At 48.5% G+C, this 17118-nt stretch carries 7 protein-coding genes; 6 read left to right on the top strand and 1 reads right to left on the bottom strand.

The window, feature by feature from the left end; all coding sequences use genetic code 11:
• The first annotated feature begins 282 nt into the window (after positions 1-282).
• Positions 283-3045, top strand: a complete 2763-nt coding sequence (locus tag ACO6V5_RS13945; protein WP_422413177.1) for a hypothetical protein — start codon at positions 283-285, stop codon at positions 3043-3045.
• A 213-nt stretch (positions 3046-3258) separates the two neighbouring features.
• Here ACO6V5_RS13945 and ACO6V5_RS13940 read toward each other — a convergent pair whose 3' ends face one another.
• On the bottom strand, positions 3259-4149 hold the full coding sequence (locus ACO6V5_RS13940) for an SDR family oxidoreductase (RefSeq protein ID WP_422132471.1): 891 nt from the start codon (positions 4147-4149) through the stop codon (positions 3259-3261).
• A gap of 227 nt (positions 4150-4376) precedes the next feature.
• Between ACO6V5_RS13940 and ACO6V5_RS13935 the strand changes: the two genes are divergently transcribed.
• From ACO6V5_RS13935 to ACO6V5_RS13915, 5 genes are all read left to right on the top strand, one after another.
• Entirely contained in the window at positions 4377-6731 is a 2355-nt protein-coding gene (locus tag ACO6V5_RS13935; RefSeq protein WP_422492118.1) for a hypothetical protein, read from the top strand.
• 328 nt (positions 6732-7059) lie between these two features.
• Positions 7060-9201 (top strand): hypothetical protein, encoded by a 2142-nt coding sequence (locus ACO6V5_RS13930; RefSeq protein ID WP_422492117.1) that lies wholly within the window; start codon positions 7060-7062, stop codon positions 9199-9201.
• A gap of 280 nt (positions 9202-9481) precedes the next feature.
• On the top strand, positions 9482-11953 hold the full coding sequence (locus tag ACO6V5_RS13925) for a hypothetical protein (protein WP_422132474.1): 2472 nt from the start codon (positions 9482-9484) through the stop codon (positions 11951-11953).
• Between the two features lie 156 nt (positions 11954-12109).
• Complete coding sequence (locus tag ACO6V5_RS13920; RefSeq protein ID WP_422411325.1) at positions 12110-14422, top strand: hypothetical protein; 2313 nt, start codon at positions 12110-12112, stop codon at positions 14420-14422.
• A gap of 565 nt (positions 14423-14987) precedes the next feature.
• Positions 14988-16895, top strand: coding sequence for a hypothetical protein (locus ACO6V5_RS13915; RefSeq protein ID WP_422411323.1), 1908 nt, complete (start codon positions 14988-14990; stop codon positions 16893-16895).
• The last annotated feature ends 223 nt before the right edge of the window (positions 16896-17118 follow it).

Genomic DNA, 17118 nt, shown 5'->3' with positions numbered 1-17118 from the left:
ATCTGTCTCGGGGATTTCCATTAATGTTTTAATATCAAATGAAAGTTTTTGTTTCTTGAAGAAACAGCTTCATAAGGTTCAAACTCTTTCCCGGCGCAAAAGGGAGTACCCTCGTCAAGGTTAATGCCCTGAGAGTGACTTTTCAACAGGATTCACCTCTCCACGAGGCAAATACAGATTAGCCTCATCACACATCAGAGCTTCAGAAATAAATAAAAAATTTTCAAATTTAAGGTCTACTTTTATGCCTTATCAATCACAAATCTTCAGGAAAATCCGATCATGAAAAATGCAGGGCCTCTGACTATGGTTCGCCTGTTTTTTTTGTTCATCTTGTCTGTCATTTTGCCGCTTTCTGGTCACTGTGCTTTTTATACCAGCCTGTTGAGCTGGTCGGATTGGGGAAGCTTCTCCAAAGTCACTGACACATCGGGTGAGATTAATAAACTATCGTTTAGAGATAACAAACCGCCCCTCCTTCTTACTTATGATCGCAAGGCGGTTGACGAGAACGCTAAAACAGTTTCTGAATTGGCGAACAATCAGCTTTATGTCATCCTTGATAGTCAACCGGGCGATCAATTTAATTTTTGTTTCAGGACGCCCCCCGTATTGTCGACAGGAAATTATCCCACCCCGCCGGTCATTAAAAAGCCTGTAACGGGTCAGGGTATGCCAGATATACAAAATGGGAGCGTGATACGGGTTCCATCGACACCTGACAGTGTTCGCTGGCAGCATGAGTACTCGGTCAGATGGCGTTTACCGGCTGGTCATCAATCGTTGGTTTTGACCATTGAAGATAACGAGAATGGATGGGTTATAGAACCGCAATGCAGCGGTCTTTTTTCAGAAAGCGCTGCTTTACCTTCGTCATCAGGCATTAATACGTCAGCTAACAAAAAAACATCATTTGTCGATATTTTTTACCGCAATAAACAAGCTGTAAAAAATGGGCCTGGTCATTCTGACGTCAGCAGCCGTTTCAGTGGTATACCCGGAGCCGCTGATACTGCCGATAACAGCAAACCCTATACAAGCTCTGGTGGTGGTGGCGGTGTTGGCGGCAACGATGATTTAGACGATTTATTCAAAAAAAGGCCGGGCAGTGGGATGGGCCCTCTTTACTCCTTTGAATGGACCAGTGAGCATGTCAGCAGAATGACCCTGATACCGGGCACTGACGGCCAGACCGTAAAAAAACAGATTTGGGATACCCGGATTGTGCTCAAAATAAAGCAGGGTTGGAATGAGCAGGCAATCATTATTTCGCAGGAACTTTGGGATAAAATAAGAGGTGCAAATCTTGAAAGGAGTTCAGGGCTTTTTCTGGCATTGTCCAGAAATCCCGATAATCCGGAGGCCGTATTTGATCATTACCAGAACAGTAACCTGTCACAACCGTTACAAACAGCAGACTACCGTCGTTATGCGCAGCAAGAGTTCATTTTCAGTCCCAAACAATTACTCAGCGTGTCCGTTTTTCCGGGCTACGTCCCTACAGGGATCGGCCATTCTGGAGGAACCACTCAGGCTGGAAAGCAAACGGCCAACGTTGGACCACCCTCTTACGCCCAGTATCAACGAGAGTATGGTCGTCAAAATCGAGGCAGCCGCAGTGGCAGTGAGAGTGATGGAGATGATGGGTCAGGTGGGTCATCAGACAATGGTTTATGCCTGATTTGTAATAAACCTGTACTTGCCTTCGATAAATGCAAAGAATGTCTGGATCGTGAATCCAGTGAACTTGAGCAGGAACCGACTAAAGAACAGCTCCCTGCAACAGGGCAGGATAAGGAAGTACCTGGGTCAGGAAACATTTTCGCTGAGCAGGAATCGACGGAAGAGCTGTCTGCTGCAACAGGACAAGACAGTGAAGAACCTGTGTCAGGCACAGAAGAGGCTGATCCTTCAGCAATCCACGTATTTGAATGGTTCAAAACGTTGGATTCAGATGGAAGGCAGAGAGATGATTGTTTTCGCATTAATGATAACTATAAGCTCCCGGAACTTTATAGACTTTTAACGCAAAGTTTTGTATCAGATAAAAATGCGCTAAGTAAATTTCATTCGAAATGGGTTAAATTTTTAAATGGCAGTATGTGTCTTTACCACCTTGTTTCAGAAGTCGGTGAATTGGCAAAATCCCAGGGAATTGAAGATTATGTAGAGGTGACAAGAATTGTCAAAGCACTTGCTATTCACAGGGATGTGTTTGAGAACGAAACCAGTTGGAAACAATTCAGAAACGAATTGCTGGACTACTTGACGACTAATAATCTTTTGGCTTCTGATGACCCGGGCAAAGTTTTTTATTCCGGATTAGATCAGAGAGAGAAATCAGAATTAATTAATTTTATCTTTGAAATATTTTCTGAAGCGAGTTTGTGGCTAAACGATGAAAAAGTCCCATCAAGGTTTGTAACAATAGCAATGCTAAATAAATTAGCTAGAGATGTTTATGCCAAGTATGGTTTTGGTCTTCCGGATACGGATATGGATTATGAGAACTTATCAGGAATTATTATGTGGGGCTGTGCGAGTTTTGGACGATATTCTTTTATTACTCGATATAACAGGAAATATTTAGGTAGACATGCCAGTGAAACACTTCATTTTACGGGGTTAAGAGTTACTAGCGATGAAAATGATGATTTTATAGATGTTGAAGCTATGTATACTGCAATGGTTCTTATAAGATCAATGCACGGACAGCGTTTAAGAGATATGTTTCCTGAGCATGTCAGTTTTGCTGAAGGTGTACCCAGTGAGCAACTTGAGCTTTTAGAAAACTTTAGCATTAAAGCCAACGAACAGCTTGTTAAGCTTCTGGAAGCTGCTGAGCCAGAAAAAAAAGACAAATTTATACATAGTATGTTTTTGATCTTTGGTATGGTTCCCAGAGAACTATCTAATGAGCTATCAGATCCCGAAACTGTTCCGTCAACCCAAGCCGTTGCATACGCCACCGCACATCTAACTTTGGATTCTACCGTTGCAGAGGATGAACTCCTGAGTATTGGTTCTAAGCCAGGCATTGATTGACAAAAATTTGCCAAAAATACCGGTGTTCTTAGTGAAAAACAGCTAAGAGATATTGATGCTGAAAACGTCGGGTTTGATGATAAGGTAAAGGCGATGATGAAAAAATGGAAAAGAATGAAAGGCCCGATTACCTTTAACGACCTAACAACTTTGAAACCAGCAAGCCCGGCTTGCAGGGCAAGCCTCTTGTGCTATTTTTCAATCCCCCGTCGTTTACGGTGGATAAGATGTCAGCTCACATACTTCACGGACAATACGGGCCACAGCACTTCTCCATGGGCGGGCATGTACGCCAAAAGTGTTCAGCACCTTATTGGAAGATAGGGTGCCATTGGCGGGAGGTTTGATGCCTTCCCTGGATTCGATGTTGGCCATGATCAGCTTTCGGACGCTCAGGTCGCGATGCTGGGAAGCCTCAGCAATAAGAATTTCGGCGAAGTTGCTTTCAGAAACCGACTCTGTGGTGGAGTAGTGGTAAGTGCCCCAGGTCTGGGCGCCACAATCGAGTTGTTGAACCATGGCGATAATAATCCGGGCAGCATCGTCAGCCGGTGTCGGGCAACCCAGCTGGTCCGGAGTTACATAGACTTCCTTGTTAACCAGCATCTGTTCCGCCAGTCTTCTAAGCATGTTGGGACGACGCGCACTGATGATCCACGACAGACGCAGAATGATATGCCGCTCACAGCGTTCACGGATTTGTTGCTCCGCCTGAAGCCTGCTGTTACCGAGAACACCGATGGGGTTGGTAGGATCTTTTTCGTTATAAGGTTCCTGCTTGGTACCGTCAAATACCCTGTAACTTGACAGCTGAAACAGAATAATGCCTTGACGCTGGCAGCAGTCTGCCAATTCTGCAACGGCGTCTCTGTTGATACTGAAACAGCGGGAAGGCTCATTCTCGGCCTTGACCGGATTGTTATAGGCCGCAGCATTGATGACCAGATCTGGCTGGTGGTGGTTGAGACAGCTCTGAATCTGATCGGGCCTGGATAAGTCCAGTTCCGTTCTGTCCGGCGCGTGCCAGGGAATACCTTTCTCTGTCAGTCTTTTGCAGACTTCATGGCCGACCTGACCGGTTTGACCGATGACCAGTACTTTCATACTTGGATTCCAATATCACAGGCTTAATGATTAAAAGGCTATTGAAGCACGAATAGCTGTCCAGGGGCACAGGCGTTTGAGTGTTTTGTCAGAAAACATGTTTGTTTTCCTGATCTATCCTTCCTCTCTGTAAACCGGAATGCAGGGATAGAATTATTAAACACTCACCCTTTGCGACACTGCTGTCACTGCTACTGTCGTTGTCTGTTATCTGTCAGGCCGGATCGTTGACAAGACGTTTTGTTGTTGAGCTTGAACGGGATGCAGGCTCCCCAGAACAAAACTTTTCTATAAAACGTGACTGGCATACGTTGCCAGGTAACCCATCAGATATTGTCCACATAAACGACTATGCAGAACCCGATTTGTCACCTGATAAAAAACGACATAGTTCATCTGGTTATGGAATAGAAAAGACCGTCATTGAGTCGATTTCGTGGCAATGGCTTTACGCTTCGAATCTGCTGATTGCTTATGAACTGTTTGTTATCACAAAAGTGACCCTCATGAGTGACGAGCCTTATTTATGGCTGCCTTTGGAAGTGCCTTTCGCTGTTGCCTGGCTTTTAAAAATCTATTGGAAGCCCAATACACAGCTGTTTAGCCAAATTGAGCAACAGGCGACATCTATGTTGATACGAGAGGATCACCTGTTTGCAACCATCACCGCAGTGTTTGGCTCTACAGGGAACTCACCTCAATACCAGTCGTCAGAATCATCCAGCCAGCCAGCCCCAAAAGCCACCCTGTCGCCTATAAGCTCTTTTAATGGACCCCTGAATAATGACTATAGCGGCGGAAACGGAGGCAATCAGCAACACCAGCACACCCTGGGTTTAAATTGTTTTATTCATCCCTGTCATGGCTTTTGTCAATTGCAGCCCTTGTCCGGTAGCAGCAGGCCCGCTGAATGGCCCCTGAATACCATGGAAAGCTCATGCGTTCACCAGACTACTGGACACTGCTCAAGTTGTATGAGGCATTTTGATCCTGAATATGCTGCGGAGTTCCGTCAAAACCCTCTTATCAATACATTGCATGAACTTTCTGACATTCAGCTCCTATTGGATTCTGATCCACTATTTGGTGGCAGTGATGGTAACCTCACAGACTTAATCCATGATGCCATTGACGCTCCCGGGTCACTCAATGATGATGTGCCAATGCTCGGGCATCTGTCTTCCATTGCCGATGATATTGCGGTCATTAATGGGTCACTCGATCTAGAGCATCTTTTCAAAGAAGATGAGCAGGCCTTTACGCTTAGCCCTTCAGAAATACAACAAACCACCGCTGAGTCATCCCAATTGGCGCAAAGCCAACCTCATCTTTCCCGGACAGGCGCAGTAAAGGCTAAAGCCGAAAGAGCTCAAAAAGCCTGTGAGTTGACCGTGGTCGGGGAGGACGGCCAGCAGCGGCCATGCGGGAAGTTCTTTAAGAGTGATGGAGCCCTGGCGAATCACAAGAGCAAATACCATACCGGGCAAAAAGTCTGTGGTCAGAGCGTGGTCGGGGAGGATGGCCAGCAGCGACCATGCGGTAAGGTCCTTAAGAACATTAAAGCCCTCTGGGGCCACAAAAGTAAATGCCACAGCGGGCAACAAACCTGTAAAGTGATCGTGTTCGTGGAGGGTGGTCAGCAGCGGCCATGCGGGTGGCTCTGCAAGAATGCCAGTGCACTGACTTATCACAAAACTAAATACCACAGCGTGCAACAAACCTGTGAAGTGACTGTAGTCGGGGAAGATGGTCAGCAGCGACCATGCGGGAAGGTCTGTAAGAATGCTGGAGTCCTGTCGAGCCATAAAAGTGAATACCACAGAGGGCAACAAATCTGTAAAGTGACCGTGGTCGGGGAGGATGGTCAACAGCGGCCATGCGGGAAGCTCTGCAAGAATGTTAAGACCCTGTCGAATCACAAAAACACATGGCACACCGGGCAAAAAACCTGTGTCTTGATTATGGTCGGGGAGGATGGTCAGCAGCGACCATGCGGGAAGGTCTGTAAGAATACCGTAGCCCTGTTAGACCACAAAAGTAATTACCACAGCGGGCAAGAAGCCTGTAAAGTGAACCTGCTCGGGGATGATGGTCAGCAGCGGCCATGCGGGCGGCTCTGCAAGAATGCCAGAGCACTGAGATATCACAAAATTAAACACCACAGCAGGCAAGAATCCTGTACGGTGAACGTGTTCAGCGAGGATGGTCAGCAGCGACCATGCGGGCAGCTCTGCATCAATGCTCATGCCCTGTCGATACACAAAAGCATATGCCACACCGGGGAACAAACCTGTGACTCAACCGTGATAGGGAAGGATGGCCAGCAGCGACCATGCAGGAAAGTCTGCAAGAATGCTAAAGCCCTGTCGAATCACAAAACAAAAGTCCACAGCAAGCAACAACACTGCCAGCTAACCGTAATCGAGGATGGTCGACAGACGGTCTGCAAAAAACCTCAAGTTCTATCAAATCACAAAAGAAGAGATCGAAAACGCAAGCATCCTGTGGGCGAGGACGATGAACTCAGTCCTCCTGCAGATAAAGTGAATAATTGTGGTTACCAGGGGAAGCTGACGGACTGATATCTATCAACGCTCCGGGAGCTTATCGGACTTAAGTGTCCTCTGCACGGGGTCGCCTAGACGGGGTCGCCTGGACGGGGTCGCCTGGACGGGGTCGCCTGGACGGGGTCGCCTAGACGGGGTCGCCTGGATGCGCTATTTTTTGTCAGACTGCCAGTAAGCATAGGAGCAGGATTTTTGAGGCTTTTGACAGAAAACATATTTATTTTCTTGATCTATCCTTCCTCTCTGTAAACCGGAATGCAGAGATAGAATTATTAAACACTCACCCTTTGCGGCACTGTTGGCACTGCTACTGTCGTTGTCTGTCATCTGTCAGGCCGGATCGTTGACAAGACGCTTAATTGTCGAGCTGGAACGGGATGCAGACTCGCCGAAACAAAACTTTTCTATAAAACGTGACTGGCGTACGTTGTCGGGCAACCCACCAGATGTTGCCCTCATAAACGACTATTCAGAACCAGATTTGCCATCTGTTAAAAAACGACACAGTTTATATGGTTATCTCATAGAAAAGACCATCATTGAGTCGATTTCGTGGCAATGGCTTTACGCTTCGAATCTGTTGATTGCTTACGAACTGTTCGTTACCACAAAGGTGGCTCCCATGAGCGCCGCCCTTTATTTATGGCTGTCTTTGGAAGTGTCTGTCGCTGTTGCCTGGCTTTTAAAAAACTATTGGAGGCGCGATATACGGCTTTTTAGCCCGATTGAACAACAGGCGGCATCTATTATGCTGACACGTTGGGAGTACCGGTTTGCAACCATCACCGCAGTGTTTGGCTCTGGAGAGAACTCACTACAATACCAGTCGTCAGAATCATCCAGTCAGCAAGCCCCAAAAGCCACCCTAACGCTTATAAGCTCTTTTATTAACCCTCTGAATGATGACTATAGCGGCGGAAACGGAGGCGATCAGCAACACCTGCACACTTTGGGTTTAAATTGTTTCATTCATCCCTGTTATGGCTTTTGTCAATTGCAACCCTTATCCTTCGGTAAGCCCGCTGAATGGCCCCTGAATACCCTGAAAAGCTCATGCGTCCACCTGGCTACTGGACACTGCCCAGGTTGCATGAAGCATTTTGATCCTGCATATGTTGAGGAGTCCTGTCAAAATCCTTTTTTCAATACATTGCATGATCTTTCTGATATTCACCTCCCGTTCGAGTTTGAGCCAACATTTGAAGGCATTGATGATCACCTTACAGGCTTAGTCCAGAATACCATTGACGCTAACGGGTTACTCAATGATGATGTGCCAGCGCCCGGGCATCTGTCTTCCAGTGCTGATGATTTTGCGATCATTAATAGGTCACTCGATCTACAGCGTCTTCCTAAAGAAGATGAGCCTGCCTTTAAGCTTAAACATTCAGAAACACAACAAACCACCTCTAAGTCATCCCGATTGGATCAGAGCCTACCTCATCTTTCCCGGACAGACGCAGCGCAAGCTAAAGCTGACAGCGCCCAGAAAACCTGTGAAGTGATCGTGTCAGGGAAGGACGGCCAGCAGCGGCCATGCGGGAAGGTCTTTAAGAGTGTTCGAGCTCTGGGGAATCACAAAAGCAAGTGCCACACAGGGCAAAAAGTCTGCGGTCTGAGCGTGGTCGGGAAAGACGGTGAGCAGCGGCCATGCGGGATGGTCTTCAAGAATGTTGGATCACTGGAGAATCACAAAAGCAGATACCACACGGGGCAAAAAACCTGTGACCTGACCGTGTTCGGGGAGGACGGCCAGCAGCGGCCATGCGAGAAGGTCTATAAGAATGCTCGAGCCCTGTGGAGTCACAAAAGCAAATGCCACACCGGGCAAAAAGTCTGTGATCTGATCGAAGTCCGCAAGGACGGCCAGCAGAGGCCATGCGGGATGGTCTTCAAGAATGCTGGATCACTGGAGAATCACAAAAGCAGATACCACACGGGGCAAAAAACCTGTGACCTGACCGTTGTCGGGGAGGACGGCCAGCAGCGGCCGTGCGGGATGGTTAACAAGAATGCTGGCGCCCTGGCGAATCACAAAATCAAATGCCACACCGGGCAAAAAGTCTGTGATCTGACCAAAGTCGCGAAGGACGGCCAGCAGCGGCCATGTGGAAAGCTTTGCCAGAATGCTAAAGCCCTGGCGGATCACAAAGGTAAATACCACAGAGGGCAAAAAGCTTGTGCAATGATCGTGGTCGGGGAGGATGGTCAGCGGCGACAATGCGGGAAACCCTTCATGAATGCTAACAGCCTGTTATATCACAAAAGAAGAGAACACTCCGGGCAACGAACCTGTGAAGTGATCGTGTTCGGGGAGGATGGCCAGCAGCTGTCGTCTGGGACGGCCTGCAAAAAACCTCAAACCCTTTCCTACAACAAAAGAAGAGATCGAAAACGCAAGCCTGCTTTGGGTGAGGACGATGAACTCAGTCCTCCGGGAGGTAAAGTGAATAAGCGTGATTATCAGGGGAAGATGACGGACTGATACCTGAACGCCTCTGGAGCTTATCGGGCTTAAGCGTCCTCTGTGGTCGCCTGGATGGGGTCGCCTGGATGGGGTCGCCTGGATGCGCTATTCCCAGTCATACTCCCAGGGGGCACAGGAGTATGATTTTTGAGCGTTTTGGCAGAAAACATGTTTATTTTCTTGATCTATCCTTCCTTTCTGTAAACCGGAATGCAGAGATAGAATTATTAAGCACTCACCCTTTGCGGCACTGCTCTTACTGCTATTGTCAATATCTGTCATCTGTCAGGCCGGATCATTGACAAGACTTTTTATTGTCGAGCTTGAATGGGGTGCTGACTCCCCAAAACAAAACTTTTCTATAACACGTGACTGGCGTACGTTTTCGGCCACCCCATCAGATATTGCCAACATAACCGACAATGCAGAACCAGATTTGCCACCTGATAAAAAACGACATAGTTCATCTGGTTATGGAATAGAAAAGACCATCTTTGAGTCGATTTCGTGGCAATGGCTTTACGCTTCGAATCTGCTGATTGCTTACGAACTGTTTGTTACCACAAAAGTGACCCCCATGAGTGGCGAGCCTTATTTATGGCTGCCTTCGGAAGTGCCCTTCGCTGTTGGCTGGCTTTTAAAAAACTATTGGAAGCCCGATACACAGCTGTTTAGCCCCATTGAACAACAGGCGACATCTATGTTGACACGGGGGGATCACCGGTTTGCAACCATCACCGCAGTGTTTGGCTCCACAGAGAACTCACCAGGATACCAGTCGTCAGAATCATCCAGTCAGCCAGCCCCAAAAGCCACACTGTCGCTTATGAGCTCTTTTATTAGCCCCCTGAATAATGACTATAACGGGGGAAACGGAGGCCATCAGCAACAGCTGCACACTTTGGGTTTAAATTGTTTCGTCCATCCCTGTCATGGCTTTTGTCGATTGTACACCGTATCCGGTAGCAGTGAGCCTGCTGAATGGCCCCGGAATACCCTGGAAAGCGCATGCGTTCACGTGGCTATTGGATACTGTTCAAGTTGCATGAGGCATTTTGATCCAGCATATGCTGGGGAGTCCCGTCAAAACCCTCTTTTCAAAACATTGAATGATCTTTCTGACATTCAGCTCCCATTCGATTCTGATCCACTATTTGATGGTCACCTTACAGGCTTAATCCAGAATACCATTGACGCTACCGGGTCACTCAATGATGATGTGCCAATGGTCGGGCACTTGTCTTCTATTGCTGATGATTTTGCGGTCATTAATAAGTCGCTCGATCAACAGCGTCTTCTGAAAGAAGACGAGGTTGCCTTTACGCTTAACCCTTTAGAGACACAACAAACCACCTCCAAGTCGTCCCAATTGGATCGCCAACCTCATCTTTCCCGAACAGGTGCAGTACAAGCCAAAGCCGACACTAGTCAAAAAACCTGTGAGTTGACCGTGGTCGGACAGGACGGCCTGCAACGGCCGTGTGGCATGGTCTACAAGAATGCCAGATACCTGGCGAATCACAAAAGCAAATGCCACACCGGGCAAAAAGTCTGTGAGCTGACCCTGGTTGGGGAGGACGGCCAGCAGCGGCCATGCAGGAAGGTCTTTAAGAGTGCCGGAGCCCTGTCGAATCACAAAAGCAAATACCACCGCGGTCAAAAAAACTGTTACCTGGAAGTGGTCGGGGAGGACGGCCAGCAGCGGCCATGCGGGAAGATCTTCAAGAACGCAGGAGCCTTATCGAATCACAAAAAAAGTGGAGAACACTCAGGGCAACGAATCTGTGAAGTGATCCTGGTCGGGGAGGATGGCCAGCAGCGGCCATGCGGGAAGCCCGCCAAGAGTTTTAGAGCTCTGTCGGATCACAAAAATAAATACCACAGAGGGCAACGAACCTGCGAAGTGATCGTGTTCGGAGAGGATGGCCAGCAGCGGCCGTGCGGTGAGCTCTTCGAGAATGCCAGAACCCTGATAGATCACAAAAGAGAAGAACACTCCGTGCTACAAACCTGTGAGGTGATGGTGGCCGGGGAGGATGGTCAGCTGCAGCCATGTGGGAAACTCTGCAAGAATTCTATAGTCCTGGCAAACCACAGAAGAGGAAAACACTCCGGGCAACAAACTTGTAAAGTGATCGTGTTCGGGGAGGATGGTCAACAGCGGCCATGCGGGAAGCTCTACAAGAATGCTAAAGCCCTGTCGGATCACAAAAGTAAATACCACAGAGGGCAACAAACCTGTGAAGTGATCATGTTTGCTGAGGATGGTCAGCAGCGACCATGCGGGAAGGTCTTCAAGAGCGCTGGAGCCCTGTCGGATCACAAAAGAAAATACCACAGCGGGCAACAAAGCTGCAAAGTGATGGTATTCGGGGAGGATGGCCAGCAGCGATCATGCGGGAAGGTCTATAAGAGTGCTCTAGCCTTGTCAGAGCACAAAAGCAAATACCACAGCGGGCAACGAAGCTGTAAAGTGATCGTGGTCGGTGCGGATGGTCAGCAGCAGCCATGCGGGAAACTCTGCAAGAATGCCAGAGTCATGTGGCATCACAAAAGAAAGGCCCACAAAGAGAAACAAAACCGTAACCTGACCTTAATCGAGGATGGCCAGCAACGGTCGTCCGGGTCCGCCTGCAAAAAACCTCAAACCCTGTCGTATCACAAAAGAAGAGATCGAAAACGCCAGCCTGCTTTGGGCGAGGACGCTGAACTCAGTCCTCCGGGAGGTAAAGTGAGTAAGCGTGATTATCAGGGGAAGCTGACGGATTGATACCTGAACGCCCCTGGAGCTTATCGGGCTTAAGCGTCCTCTGTGGTCGCCTGGATGGGGTTGCCTGGATGCACTATTCCCAGTCAGACTCCCGGGGGGCACAGGAGTATGATTTTTTGAGCGTTTCAGCAGAAAACAGGTTTATTTTCTTGATCTATGCTTGCTCTCTGTAAACAGGAATACAGAGATAGAATTATTAAGCCCTCACTCTTTGCAGCACTGCTGTCACTGCTACTGTCGTTGTCTGTTATCTGTCAGGCCGGTTCGTTGACAAGACGCTTTATTGTCGAGTTTGAACGAGATGCAGGCTCTCCAAAACAAAACTTTTCTATAAAACCCGACTGGCATACGTTGTCGGCCAACCCATCAGATATTACCCACACAAACGACTATGCAGAAGCAGATTTGCCACCTGATAAAAAACGACATAGTTCATCTGGTTATGGAACAGAAAAGACCATCATTGAGTCGATTTCCTGGCAATGGCTTTATGCTTCGAATCTGCTGATTGCTTACGAACTGTTCGTTATCACAAAAGTGGCTCCCATGAACACCGACCCTTATTTATGGCTGCCTTTGGAAGCGCTTGTCGCGGTTGCCTGGCTTTTAAAAAACTATTGGAGGCCTGATATGCGGCTGTCTGGCCCGATCGAACAACAGGCAACATCTATGATGACACGGGTGGATCACCGGTTTGCAACCATCACCGCAGTGTTTGGCTCCACAGAGAACTCACCAGGATACCAGTCGTCAGAATCATCCAGTCAGCCAGCCTCAAAAGCCACCCTGTCGCTTATGAGCTCTTTTATTAGCCCCCTGAATAATGACTATAACGGGGGAAACGGAGGCCATCAGCAACAGCTGCACACTTTGGGTTTAAATTGTTTCGTCTATCCCTGTCATGGCTTTTGTCAATTGTACACCGTATCCGGTAGCAGTGAGCCTGCTGAATGGCCCCGTAATACCCTGGAAAGCGCATGCGTTCACGTCGCTATTGGATACTGTTCAAGTTGCATGAGGCATTTTGATAAAGCATATGCTGGGGATTCCAGTCAAAACCCTCTTTTCAAAACATTGAATGATCTTTCTGACATTCAGCTCCCATTCGATTCTGATCCACTATTTGATGGTCAACTTACAGGCTTAATCCAGAATACCATTGACGCTACCGGGTCACTCAATGGTGATGTGCCAATGGTCGGGCACTTGTCTTCTATTGCTGATGATTTTGCGGTCATTAATAAGTCACTCGATCTACAGCGTTTTCTCAAAGAAGACGAGGTTGCCTTTACGCTTAGCCCTTCAGAAACACAACAAACCACCTCTAAGTCGTCCCTATTGAATCAGAAACCATTTCATCTTTTCCGGACAGGTACAGCAGAAGCTAAAGCCGACAGCGGTCAAGAAACCTGTGAGGTGGTCGTGGTCGGTAAGGACGGCCAACAGCGGCCATGCCGGAGGGGCTTTAAGAGTGCCAGAGCTCTGTCGGATCACAAACGCAAATACCACACCAGTCAAAGAATCTGTAGCCTGACTGTGGTCGGGGAGGACGGCCAGCAGCGGCCATGCGGGAAGGTCTTGAAGAGTACTGGAGCCCTGGCAAATCACAAAAGCTCATACCACACCGGGCAAAAAGTCTGTGACCTGACCGAAGTTGGGGAGGGCGGCCAGCAGCGGCCATGCGGAAAGCTTTGCAAGAATGCTAAAGCCCTGACGGATCACAAAAGTAAATACCACACTGGGCAACGAACCTGTGAAGAGATCGTTTTCGGGGAGGGCAGTCAGCAGCGGCCATGCGGAAAGCTTTGCAAGAATGCTAAAGCCCTGATAGATCACAAAAGTAAATACCACAGAGGGCAACAAACCTGTGAAGTGATTGTGTTCGGGAAGGATGGTCGCCAGGGGCCATGCGGGAAAATCTGCAAGAATGCTATAATCCTGGCAAATCACAAAAGAAGAGAACACTCCGGGCAACGAACCTGTACAGTGATCGTGGGTGGGGAGGGTGGTCAGCAGCGGCCATGCGGAAGGGTCTTCAAGAGCGCTGCTGCCCTGTCGGATCACAAAAGCAAATACCACAGCGGGCAACAAGCCTGCAAAGTGATGGTGGTCGGGGAGGATGGTCAGCAACGGCCATGCGGGAAGCTCTGCAAGAATGCTAAAGCCCTGGTGACTCATAGAAGAGGCCAACACACCGGGCAACAAACCTGTGAAGTGATCTTGTTTGCGAAGGGTGGCCAGCAGCGACCATGCGGTAAGGTCCTTAAGAGTATTAACGCCCTCTCGGACCACAAAAGTAAATACCACAGCGGGCAACAAACCTGTAAAGTGATCGTGTTCGGGGTGGATGGTCAGAGGCGGCCATGCGGGAAGCTCTGCAAGAATGCTAAGGCCCTGATATATCACAAAAAAACATACCACAGCCGACAACGAACCAGCAATGTGATCGTAGTCGGGGCGGATGGTTAGCAGCAGCCATGGGGGAGAGACTGCAAGAATGCTAAAGCTCTGTTGAATCACAAAAGAAACGACCAGAGCGAGCAACAAAACCCTAAAGTAACTGTTGGCCAGCAACGACCATACGCGACGGTCTGCTACTATCCACGATGTCTGTCGGATTACAAAAGGAGAGGTCGAAAACGCAAGTCTGCTGATCTGGACTAGGACGATGATCTCAGTCCTTCTGTAGATAAAGTGAATAAGTGTGATTACCAGAGGAAGCTGACGGACTGATACCTGTCAGCGCCCCGGGAGCTTATCAGCTTTAAGCGTCACCTATGCGGGGTCGGCCTGGACGGGGTCGCCTGGACGGGGTCGCCTAGACGGGGTCGCCTAGACGCGCTATTCCGAGTAAGATTTCCAATGGGCACAGGAGTATGATGTCTGAGCGTTTATGCAGAAACCAGGTTTATTTTCCTGATCTATTCTTCCTCTCTGTAAACCGTAATGCAGAGATAGAATTATTAAACACTCACTCTTTGCGGCATTGCTGTTACTGCTACTGTCGTTGTCTGTCATCTGTCCGGCAGGATCGTTGACAAGACGTTTTATTGTCGAGCTTGAACAGGATGGAGGTTCACCAAAACAAAACTTTTCTATAAAACCTGGCGGGCATACGTTGTTGGGCAACCCATCAGATATTGCCCACATAAACGACTATGAACAACCAGATTTTCTACCTGATAAAAAACGACATAGATCACCTGATTATGGAATAGAAAAGACCATCATCGAGTCAATTTCGTGGCAGTGGCTTTACGCTTCGAATCTGCTGATTGCTTACGAACTGTTCGTGACCACAAAAGTGGGACCCAAGATCGCAACTCCTTATTTATGGCTTCCTTTAGAAGTACTTGTCGCTGTTGCCTGGTTTTTAAAAAACTATTGCAAGCCCGATACACGGCTGTTTAGCAAGATTGAACAACAAGTGACATCTATAATGACAGTGGGGGATCATCCGTTTGTAACCATCACTGCAGTGTTTGGCTCCGGAGAGAGCTCACCGCAATATCAGTCGTCAGAACCATCCGGCCAGCCAGCCTCAAAAGCCACCCTGCCGTCTATAAGCTCTTTTATTAGACCCCTGAATAATGACTACAGCGGTGGCAACGGAGGCGATCAGCAACACCTGCACACTTTGGGTTTAAATTGTTTCATTCATCCTTGTCATGGATTTTGTCAATTGCTCCCCTTGTCCGAGAGCAGTGAGCCCGCTGAATGGCCCCTGAATACTCTGGCAAGCTCATGCGTTCACCTGGCTACCGGACACTGCTCAAGTTGCATGAGGCATTTTGATCCTGCATATGCTTTGGAGTCCCATCAAAACCCTTTTTTCAATACATTGCATGATCTTTCTGACATTCAGTTCCCGTTCGAGTCTGAGCTACCCTCTGATGGCATTGATGGTCACCTTATAGACTTGATCCAGAATACCATTGACGCTAACCGGTCACTCAATGATGATGTGCCAATGCCCGGGCATCTGTTTTCTATTGCTGATGATTTTTCGGTCGTTAATGGGTCACTTGATCTACAGCGTCTTCTCAAAGAAGACGAGCCTACCTTTACGCTTAACCCTTCAGAGACAGAGCAAAGCATCTCCAGATCATCCCAATTGGATCGCCAACCTCATCTTTCCCGAACAGGCGCAGTACAAGCTAAAACCGACACTAGTCAAAAAACCTGTGAGTTGACCGTGGTCGGGCAGAACGGCCAGCAACGACCGTGTGGGACAGTCTACAAGAACGCCAGATCCCTGGCGAATCACAAAAGCAAATGCCACACCGGGCAAAAAGTCTGTCAGTTGACCGTGGTCGGGGAGGAAGGCCAGCAGCGGCCATGCGAGAAGGTCTTTAAGAGTGCCAGAGCCCTGTCGAATCACAAAAGCAAATACCACCGCGGTCAAAAAACCTGTTACCTGAGAGTGGTCGGGGAGGACGGCCAGCAGCGGCCATGCGAGAAGGTCTTCAAGAGTCCTGGAGCCTTATCGAATCACAAAAGTAGAGAACACTCCGGGCAACGAACCTGTGGAGTGATCCTGATCGGCGAGGATGGCCAGCAGCGGTCATGCGGGAAGCTCGTCAAGAGTGCTAAAGCCCTGTCGGATCACAAAAGTAAATACCACAGAGGGCAACAAACCTGTACAGTGATCATGTTTGCTGAGGATGGCCAGCAGCGACCATGCGGGAAGGTCTGCAAGAATGCTAAAGCCCTGTCGAATCACAAAAGTAAAAACCACAGAGGGCAACAAACCTGTGAAGTGACTGTGTTAGGGGCGGATAGTCAGCAGCGGCCATGCAGGAAAGTCTGCAAGAACGCTAAAGCCCTGTCGGATCACAAAAGAAGAGATCGAAAACGCAAGCCTGCTGATCTGGACGAGGAACTCAGTCCTCCGGGAAATAAAGTGAATAAGTGTGATTACCAGGAGAAGCTGGCGGACTAATACCTTTCAACGTCCTGGCAGCCGTCTTTTTGGTCAGGTTATCAGCGACCTGACAAGTTGATCAGGTAAGAAAGAGACTTTGAACGTCTCTTCAAGAGGTCATTTGCCTTCCAGATTGGTCGAACGCTGGCTTCACCGCCATCGCTGACAGCAGTCATAGAACGAGTACTCCAACGAGTGGCATTATCAGTTTTACCTTCTGCCGCCAGGAGTATGATTTTTG

It is taken from the genome of Endozoicomonas sp. ALD068 (assembly GCF_049310145.1).
Lineage (GTDB): Bacteria > Pseudomonadota > Gammaproteobacteria > Pseudomonadales > Endozoicomonadaceae > Endozoicomonas_A.
This window is presented reverse-complemented; position numbering and strand designations above follow the sequence as displayed.